Source organism: Rhodococcus sp. (in: high G+C Gram-positive bacteria) (assembly GCF_049299235.1).
Lineage (GTDB): Bacteria > Actinomycetota > Actinomycetes > Mycobacteriales > Mycobacteriaceae > Rhodococcus.
On the sequence record NZ_JBAQXC010000191.1, the window covers coordinates 1 to 8912 of the forward strand.

Here is an 8912-nt window from a genome sequence, read left to right on the forward strand (position 1 = left end):
GGCCAGGAAGCAGGCCGCGGCGGTCGCCGCGGCGGTCGCGCAGGCAGGAGCCCGGGTTGCCGCGCACCTCGACGGGGTCGTCGCCGAGGCGCTCGAACATCGCGACACGTTGACCCGGCAACGCGCCGAACGGGCCGACCAACTCGAGCGGGTCAAGGAACTGGTCCGCGATCTGACGGCGCAGCGTGACCAACTCACCGATGTCGTGCACCGCGACGAGGTGGCTCGCGCCCAGGCGGCACTGCGCATCGAACAACTCGAGCAGACGATCGTCGAACAGCACGGAATCGGCCTCGGCGACCTGGTCGCCGAATACGGCCCCGACGTCCCACTCCCACCCAGCGCACTGGAGATCGCCGAGTACGAGCAGGCCCGCGACCGCGGCGAACAGGTCGTCGCTCCGCAGCCCGTCCCGTACGACCGGCCCACTCAGGAACGCCGCGCCAAGCGGGCCGAGAAGGACCTGAGCACCCTGGGCAGGGTCAATCCGCTCGCCTTGGAGGAATTCGCGGCGCTGGAGGAGCGCTACAACTTCCTGGCGACGCAACTGGAGGATGTCAAGAACGCCCGCAAGGACCTGCTGTCGGTGGTCGCCGACGTCGACGCGCGCATCCTGCAGGTGTTCACCGAGGCGTACGCCGACGTCGAACGCGAATTCGAGCAGGTCTTCGCGAAACTGTTCCCCGGCGGTGAGGGCAGGCTCGTGCTCACCGACCCGACGGACATGCTCACCACCGGCATCGAGGTCGAAGCGCGGCCCCCAGGTAAGAAGGTCAAGCGGCTGTCGTTGCTGTCCGGTGGCGAAAAGTCACTGACCGCGGTCGCGATGCTCGTCGCGATCTTCCGTGCCCGGCCGTCTCCCTTCTATGTGATGGACGAGGTCGAGGCGGCCCTCGACGACACGAACCTGCAGCGCCTGATCGGTCTGTTCGAGCAGTTGCGGGAAAAGTCGCAGTTGATCGTGATCACTCACCAGAAGCCCACCATGGAGGTCGCCGACGCGTTGTACGGCGTGAGTATGCGCGGCGACGGCATCACTCGGGTGATCTCGCAGCGCTTGCGTGGTCAGGATGTGGGTGGTCAGGAACCGGACCGTGCTCGAGCGGACGTGGTCGCCGAGTAGGGCGGGTCTCCCGGCCACGGAGACCCGCCCCGATCGGTCAATCGGCGAGGCGCGCCAAGTTGGGGAAGCCGGTCAGATCCCAGCCCCCGTCGACGAGGAGACTCGCCCCGGTGACGTAGCTCGCGTCGTCGCTCGCGAGATACAGGCACGGTCCGGCGATCTCCTCGGGCGTCGCGGGGCGTGCCGCCGGGATGTTCTCGAGGAACATCGCGCGTGCCGGCTCGTACGCCAGGACCGGTGCGATCAGCGGAGTCTCGACCAGACCGGGAAGCACTGTGTTGACCCGGATTCGGTCGGATGCGAGTTCGAGCGCGGCCGTCCTGCTGAACATGATCACGCCGGCCTTGCCGGTCGAGTACGCACTGCCACCCGGCTGGGGAACGATGGCGTTGAATGACGACACGTTCACGATCGCACCGCCCTGACCACCGGCCCGGATGTGCCGGGCCTCATGCTTGGTGCACAGGAAGACGCCCTTCTGTACCAGGTCGACGGTGAAGTCCCAGTCGGCCTCGTCGAGGTCGACGACCGCCCCGACACGGGCGGCGCCCGCGACGTTGAAGGCGACGTCGATCCTGCCGAACCTCTCGGACGCGGAGTCGAGTGCGGCCGCGACCTGCGACTCGACGGTCACGTCGGTGGGGGCGGCGAGGAAGGCGTCGCCGCACTCTGCGGCCATCGCCTCGAGGGCATCCTTGCTGATGTCGAGACCGACGACGTTCGCGCCCTCGGCCAGCAGTCGCCTCGTGATCGCCTCACCGATACCGGAGGCAGCGCCGGTGACCACTGCGGTCCGGCCGGCAAATCTGTCTTCGCTCATCTGGACTTCTCCAATTATTCAGGGGGTAAAGGGGTGTCGGATATGGCGTTTCTGCGTCACACCACCGCCCCGAACGCGGCGCGCAGGTAGGCGTCGGAACGGTCGGAGCCGATCAGCCCCGGACCCATCTTGTTCATCGCGTACGCGAAGGTGATTCCCCGGTCGAGGTCGTTGACGACGAACGAGCCGCCGATCCCGGCCCACCAGCACACCTTGCCGTCCGGAACGGCAGGCGCGGTCTGCGCGTGCGGCAGCCCATAGCCGATCCCGAACCGCAGCGGAGTCAGGATCGCGAGGTCGACCCCGTCGGCCTGCTCCCGGAAGATCGCGTCGATGGTCGACGGTGACAGCCAGGTCCTTCCGTTCAGCACACCTCCGCCGGAGACAATCGACTGCAGTCGGGCGATGGACCGGGCGTTGCCGTGTCCATTGGCCGCGCCGATCTCGGCTTGCCGCCATTGCGGGTCCGCGGTGCGGTGGTAGTCGAGCAGTGGGCATGTGGTCGTCTTGACGAGGAGGCTGTCCTGGTCGAGGTCGGCCATGTCGAACTCGAGTGGGGGCGGCGGCACGAGTGGGGCGATCCGGTCGAAATGTGCGGGGTCCGTGCCGATGTGGAAGTCGGCGTCCAGCGGTCCGGCCAGTTCCTCGGCGAAGTACCGGCCCAGGCTGCGGCCGTCGACCCGGCGGATCACCTCGCCGATCAGGTGGCCGTAGGTGAGGGCGTGATAGCCGGACGCGGTGCCCGGTTCCCACCACGGCGGCTGCGCGGCGAGCCGGGCTGCCGCAGCCTCGTGGTCGTAGATGTCGGCGAGTTCGATCGGGCGTTCCCAGCCCGACACTCCGGACGTGTGCCCGAGAAGATGCCGAACCTCGATGTCCTCCTTGCCGTTCGCGGCGAACTCGGGCCAGTAGTGCGCGACCTTCTCGTCGAGGTCCAACTGTCCGCGGTCGACGAGTAGCAGCGCGGACAGCGCCGTCATCGTCTTCGTGATCGAGAAGACGTTGACGATGGTGTCCCGCTCCCACGCGGACGTCCGCTCGGTGTCGGTGTGGCCGCCCCAGATGTCGACGACGGTCTCCCCGTCGACGGTCACGCAGATCGACGCCCCGAGTTCCTCTCCGGAGGCGAGCTGCTGTTCGAGTGCCTCGCGCACGGGCGCGAAACCGTCCGCGCAGGATCCTTGTGTCAGTGTCATCGAATCTCCGTCCATGGTGTTCGCCTTGCTCAGGCGTTCTGCAGGGCGCGAGCGGGTACGGGCAGTGCGTTCCCCGCCGCCCGGGCACGCTTGCCGCCGTTGTCGAGTTCCTTCTTCAGATTGCGCACATAGGGATCGAACTCGCACTGGATGGTGTGCCGCGGCGAATCGTAGAAGTGGCCGAGGTAGTACTTCTCGTCGTCGGCGATGACGGTCTGCATCTCGCTCACCGACGGCGGAAGGTACTGCCCCGCGAGGTAGGCCGCGACGAGCTTGCTCTGCTGCTCGGCGAAGTTCACCAGGGTCGGCATCGGCTGCGCGAGACCCATGAAGAAGAGGTTGTCGATGCCGGGTTTCATCATCCGCTTGAACAGTGGGAAGCGATTCGTGCTGTCGGGCACCAGGTTCGGGTCCGTGAAGAACGGGAAGCTGATGTGGTAGCCGGTGGCGCAGATGATCACGTCGACGTCGAGGGCGCTGCCGTCCGCGAACCGGACCTGCTTGCCCTCCAGCGCCGTGATCGCCGGTTTGAACGCGATGTCGCCCGAGCCGGCCTTGCCGAGGAACTCGCCGCTCGCGGACGGGTGTGCCTCGAACGGCTGATGGTCGGGGGTGGGCAGGCCGTAGCCCTCCATAGTGCCGAGGTTCTTGCGCAGGAATCGGCGGCTCAGCATGAGCGAGAGCGAACGTGGCATCCAGGACGGCGCGGACATCTTGTCGCCGGCCTTGCCCTTGAGGTACTTCGGGAGCACCCATACGCCGCGCCGCGCGGAGACGGTCAGCGTCTCGGCGAGAAATCGCTGAGAGAGTTCGGACGCGATGTCGAGACCGGAGTTGCCCATGCCGACGACCACAACGTTCTTGCCGCGCATGTCGATCGGATCGAACGGATCGTTGTACTCGTGGCTGTGCATCAGTGTGCCGTCGAACTCACCGGGGTAGTCCGGGGTGCTCGGGTCCCAGTGGTGCCCGTTGCACACGATCAGCGCGTCGTAGGCCCGGGTCTCGCCGGTGGACAACGTGACGGTCCACAGTCCGTCGGCGTTCCGCTCGGCGTGGTCGACCGCGGTGTCGAACGTGATGGTCTCCCGCAGACCGAAGTGGTCGACATAGTCCTTGAAGTATTGGAACAGCAGCGAGTGGTGCGGAAAGTCGGGCCACTCGGCGGGGACCGGGTAGTCCTCGAACGCGAGACGCCACTTGGAGGTGTCGATGTGCAGGCTCTGATAGCAGGCGGACATTCCGTTGGGATTCTTGTAGTACCAAGTGCCGCCGACCTCGTCGGATGCCTCGAAGCAGTCGTATGGGATGCCGTAGTCCTTCAGGCGCTTTGCCGTGGTGATTCCTGAGGGGCCGGCGCCGATGATGCAGACGCGGGGCAAGCGGGTGTTGTCCACGAAGATTCGTCTCTCTGCGAGTGGTGGGAACGCGTACCGGGTGCCCGCGGATTCGGCGGCCGGCCGGAACGTGAGGAGTGCAACATGTGATCTGCGCCATAGAATAGTTGTCGCTGACGGTCTGTCAAGTGAAAAGACAAACGATTAGTGAATTGCGTAGATCGGTGAATATGCGGAAGGTAGCCTGCTGGACATGGCGGAGACGGTGAGAAAGCCCCGCATTCGGAAGGGCACCTTGCGGGACGAGCAGAAGAGGGCAACCCGGGCTCGACTCGTCGAATCCGCGCGGACCCAATTCGGTTCCCGGGGATACGCGGCGGTCACTGTCGACGACATCGCCGTCGACGTCGGATGCAGCCGGGCAACCTTCTACCTGCACTTCCCGACGAAGGTCGACGTGCTACGCGCACTGACCGACGAGGACATGGCGCCGAACCCGTCGGCTGTCTACCGAGATCTCGATCGCGTGCTCGACACCGGTTCACGCGCCGAGTTCGCCGACTGGATCAACCGTGCCATCGACTGGTTCCGGCAGCACAAGGGAATGCTGCAGGCCTGGGACGAAGCGGCCGTCCTCGAATCCGACATCCGCGCGATCACGCGGGACGGACTGCTGGCACTCCCGAACGAGATGCCCGCCTATCTCGGGCGCTGGCCCGAGGACCGGCAGAGTGAGGCCCGCCTGCGCGTCGAACTCCTGCTCACCCAACTCGAACGGTTCTTCACCCGATGGGCGATTCAGGGCACGATCGACGTCGGTGCCGAGCAGGCCGCAGAGGTCCTGGCGGACATCTGGTTTCCGGCGCTGTCCGCGCCCGAGTCGCCGCGCTGACCCACCCGAGGCCGCGCCCCGGTCGGTATTCGCGGTGCGGCCTGAGAAGATGGGTCGGTGACTACCGGAGCTTGGATTGCCATCGCGGCCGTACTGGCCGTCCTCGTCGTAGCCCTCGTCGTCGGCGGAGTGATGTATCGACGACGGCAGGTCAGCATCACCCCGAAGACAGAGCAGCCCGAGGCGCTGGAGGAGAAGAAGGACCGATCCGGGGGCTACAAGTCCGCCGGCGGATTCAGCTTCAGCCAGGGATCGGCGGCGACTGCGCCGCCGAAACCGACGCCGCAACCTGTGGAACCGAAGATCGTCGAGAAGCCGATTGTCGAGAAGCCGGCGACAATCGAGCCCCCGGTGGTCGAGCCCCCGGTGGTCGACAAGCCGGTCGCAGACAAGCCGGCCGCAGACAAGCCGGTCGCCGAACCTGAGGCCGTCGAGGCGGAAGCGACCGACGAACAAGTCGACCTCCCCGCGACGGTCGAGGCACCGATCCTTCCCGAGGACACGGTAGTCGCCGAGCCTGAGGCTACGGCCGAACCGCAGACGAATCTGTCTGCGTTGGTCGAGGCACCGGTCGCGCCGGAACCTGTCGCCGAACCCGAACCCGAACCCGAACCCGAACCCGAACCAGTTGCGGCTCCCTCGGCGCCGGCGATCGACGAGATCGCGCCCACCGCGGGTCGCCTCGACCGGTTGCGCGGTCGCCTCGCCCGGTCGCAGTCGGCGATGGGGAAGAGCCTGCTCGGCCTGCTCGGCGGCGGCGACCTCGACGAGGATTCGTGGGAGGAGATCGAGGACACCCTCCTCATCGCAGACCTCGGGGCAGCGACGACCACCGCGATCGTCGAGCGGTTGCGCCGCGAGATGGTTGCGCGCAACGTGCGCACCGAAGCCGACGCGCGCGCGGTGTTGCGTGACGTGCTCGTCGCCGAACTGCACCCCGAGTTGGACCGCGCCATCCGGGCGCTACCGCACGACAACCATCCCTCGATCCTGCTCGTCGTCGGTGTCAACGGCACGGGTAAGACCACCACCACCGGCAAGCTGGCACGGGTGCTCGTCGCCGACGGCCGCCGCGTGCTTCTCGGTGCCGCCGACACCTTCCGTGCGGCCGCCGCCGATCAGCTCCAGACGTGGGCAGAGCGGGTGGGTGCGGAGGTGGTGCGTGGCAAGGAGGCCGGTGACCCCGCCGCTGTCGCCTTCGACGCGGTCACCAAGGGCATCGAGAACGGTGTGGACGCCGTTCTCATCGACACCGCGGGCCGGCTGCACACCAAGACCGGACTGATGGACGAACTCGGCAAGGTCAAGCGGGTAGTGGAGAAGAAGGCCGCGGTCGACGAGGTGCTGCTCGTGCTCGACGCGACAATCGGTCAGAACGGGCTCGCCCAGGCCCGCGTGTTCGCCGACGTCGTCGACATCACGGGAGTCGTTCTGACGAAACTCGACGGGACCGCCAAGGGTGGCATCGTCTTCCAGGTTCAACACGAACTGGGCGTGCCGGTGAAGCTCGTCGGTCTCGGTGAGGGTGCCGACGATCTGGCTCCGTTCGAGCCGGGCGCGTTCGTGGACGCACTGCTCGGCTGAGCGGACGAGTAGCGACAGCCGCGCGCCGGCACGCACCGCAACTCCGGCAACGGGATGCGGAACACGTGCCGCGCGCGGCTTTCTCAGCTTTCGGACGGTCCGGACGACGACCGCAAAGAGCGAAACAGAGACGAAACACGACGCGGGTTTCCGTTCACTTCGACGAAACAGCACGGCGCTTCCACTGAAACATCTCGGCAGCAAGCTTTCCTCAAACACGCGCTGACCGGCGCGGAAATCCAGGGAGGTTGCAAGTGGAGGAAGTGGTGAACACCGGCGACGCCGCATGGATGCTCATGGCGGCATCGCTCGTGCTGTTGATGACACCGGGCTTGGCGTTCTTCTACGGCGGCATGTCACGCGCCAAGTCGGTTCTGAACATGATGATGATGTCGTTCGGTGCGATGGCGCTGATCGGCGTGATCTACGTGTTGTGGGGTTGGTCGATGTCCTACGGCACCGAAAGCATCGGCGGAATCTTTGCCAACCCGTTCGAGTTCTTCGGTCTCCAGGGTGCCATCTACGACGCGGAGGGCGGATTCATTCCGGGCCTGGGCAACTACCCGCAGATCATCGACATCGGATTCCAGGTCACATTCGCGATCATCACCACCGCGCTGATCTCCGGTGCGCTCGCCGAGCGCGTCAAGTTCGGGACCTGGATGGTGTTCGCGGGTCTCTGGGTGACTTTCGCCTACTTCCCGCTCGCCCACATGGTGTGGGGCGGCGGCCTCCTCTCCGGTTCCGCCGACAGCATCGCCGCGAAAATGTTCGGCACCGTCGACGACGGTGAGGGCGGTCTGACCGCAGCGGTCCATCCGATCGACTTCGCCGGCGGCACCGTCGTGCACATCAACGCCGGTATCGCCGCGCTCGTCCTCGCGCTGATCATCGGCAAGCGCATCGGCTTCGGCAGCGTCGCGATGCGCCCGCACAATCTGCCGTTCGTCATGCTCGGTGCGGCCCTGCTGTGGTTCGGCTGGTTCGGTTTCAACGCCGGTTCGGCGTTCGCCGCGGACGGTGTCGCGGGCTTGGCCTGGGTCAACACCACCACCGCGGCCGCAGCCGCGATCCTCGGCTGGCTCCTCACCGAACGCATCCGTGACGGAAAGGCCACGAGCCTCGGTGCCGCATCCGGTGCCGTCGCCGGCCTGGTCGCCATCACCCCGGCAGCCGGTGCGCTCAGCCCGGTCGGTTCCATCGCTCTCGGCGTGGTCGCCGGTGTGCTGTCCGCCCTCGCGGTTGGCCTGAAGTTCAAGTTCGGCTACGACGACTCGCTCGACGTCGTCGGCGTGCACCTGGTCTCCGGACTCTGGGGCACCATCGCGATCGGCTTCCTGGCCACCGACACCGGCTTGTTCTACGGCGGCGACTACAAGCAACTGGTGGTCCAGATCGTGATTGCCCTGGTCGCCCTGGTGTTCACCGCGATCGTCACCACCGTGATCGCATTCGCACTCAAGCCGCTGGGCTGGCGTGTCACGGCCGAAGAAGAGGCACACGGTATCGACGAGTCCGAGCACGCGGAGTCCGCATACGACTTCGTCTCGGCACTCAGGTGATAAGAAGACGAACGTAGCGGCACTGAAGACTTGGGAAGGATGAGGAAATGAAGCTGATCACGGCAATTGTCAAACCGTTCACCCTCGAAGACGTGAAGGCAGGTCTCGAGCAGGCGGGTGTGCTTGGCATGACCGTCAGCGAGGTCCAGGGGTACGGCCGGCAGAAGGGCCACACCGAGGTCTACCGCGGTGCCGAGTACTCGGTCGATTTCGTGCCGAAGGTGCGGGTCGAGGTCGTCGTCGACGACGCCGCCGTCGAGAAGGTCGTCGAGACCATCGTCGAGGCGTCGCGCACCGGGAAGATCGGGGACGGCAAGGTATGGGTCACCCCCGTCGAATCGGTGATCCGAGTGCGTACCGGGGAACGGGGTACGGATGCGCTCTGACCCTCACGGGTC

Annotated in this window: 8 protein-coding genes; 5 read left to right on the plus strand and 3 right to left on the minus strand. The window is 66.3% G+C overall.

Annotation, left to right across the window (positions count from 1 at the left end; translation table 11 throughout):
• The coding region (locus tag WAX14_RS11590) for an AAA family ATPase (RefSeq protein WP_422628210.1) at positions 1 to 1123 on the plus strand (1123 nt) is incomplete at its 5' end.
• Between the two features lie 37 nt (positions 1124 to 1160).
• On the opposite strand, the gene WAX14_RS11595 is transcribed toward WAX14_RS11590, so the two are convergent.
• The 3 genes from WAX14_RS11595 to WAX14_RS11605 are packed head-to-tail and all read right to left on the minus strand — an operon-like array spanning position 1161 to position 4536.
• The gene (locus tag WAX14_RS11595) at positions 1161 to 1943 is read right to left on the minus strand and encodes an SDR family NAD(P)-dependent oxidoreductase (protein WP_422628211.1); all 783 of its coding nucleotides are present in this window, start codon (positions 1941 to 1943) and stop codon (positions 1161 to 1163) included.
• Between the two features lie 56 nt (positions 1944 to 1999).
• Positions 2000 to 3139, minus strand: a complete 1140-nt coding sequence (locus tag WAX14_RS11600; RefSeq protein ID WP_422628212.1) for a serine hydrolase domain-containing protein — start codon at positions 3137 to 3139, stop codon at positions 2000 to 2002.
• A 29-nt stretch (positions 3140 to 3168) separates the two neighbouring features.
• Entirely contained in the window at positions 3169 to 4536 is a 1368-nt protein-coding gene (locus WAX14_RS11605; protein WP_422628213.1) for a flavin-containing monooxygenase, read from the minus strand.
• A gap of 193 nt (positions 4537 to 4729) precedes the next feature.
• On the opposite strand from WAX14_RS11605, the gene WAX14_RS11610 reads away from it, so the two are divergent.
• The 4 genes from WAX14_RS11610 (at position 4730) to WAX14_RS11625 (ending at position 8900) form a co-directional block, all read left to right on the plus strand.
• Positions 4730 to 5368, plus strand: a complete 639-nt coding sequence (locus WAX14_RS11610; RefSeq protein ID WP_422628214.1) for a TetR/AcrR family transcriptional regulator — start codon at positions 4730 to 4732, stop codon at positions 5366 to 5368.
• 57 nt (positions 5369 to 5425) lie between these two features.
• On the plus strand, positions 5426 to 6952 hold the full coding sequence (gene ftsY / locus WAX14_RS11615) for a signal recognition particle-docking protein FtsY (RefSeq protein WP_422628215.1): 1527 nt from the start codon (positions 5426 to 5428) through the stop codon (positions 6950 to 6952).
• A gap of 254 nt (positions 6953 to 7206) precedes the next feature.
• Positions 7207 to 8514 carry an ammonium transporter gene (locus WAX14_RS11620; RefSeq protein WP_422628216.1) on the plus strand — a complete coding sequence of 436 codons (1308 nt, stop codon included), beginning with the start codon at positions 7207 to 7209 and terminating at the stop codon, positions 8512 to 8514.
• A gap of 47 nt (positions 8515 to 8561) precedes the next feature.
• On the plus strand, positions 8562 to 8900 hold the full coding sequence (locus tag WAX14_RS11625) for a P-II family nitrogen regulator (RefSeq protein ID WP_422628217.1): 339 nt from the start codon (positions 8562 to 8564) through the stop codon (positions 8898 to 8900).
• The last annotated feature ends 12 nt before the right edge of the window (positions 8901 to 8912 follow it).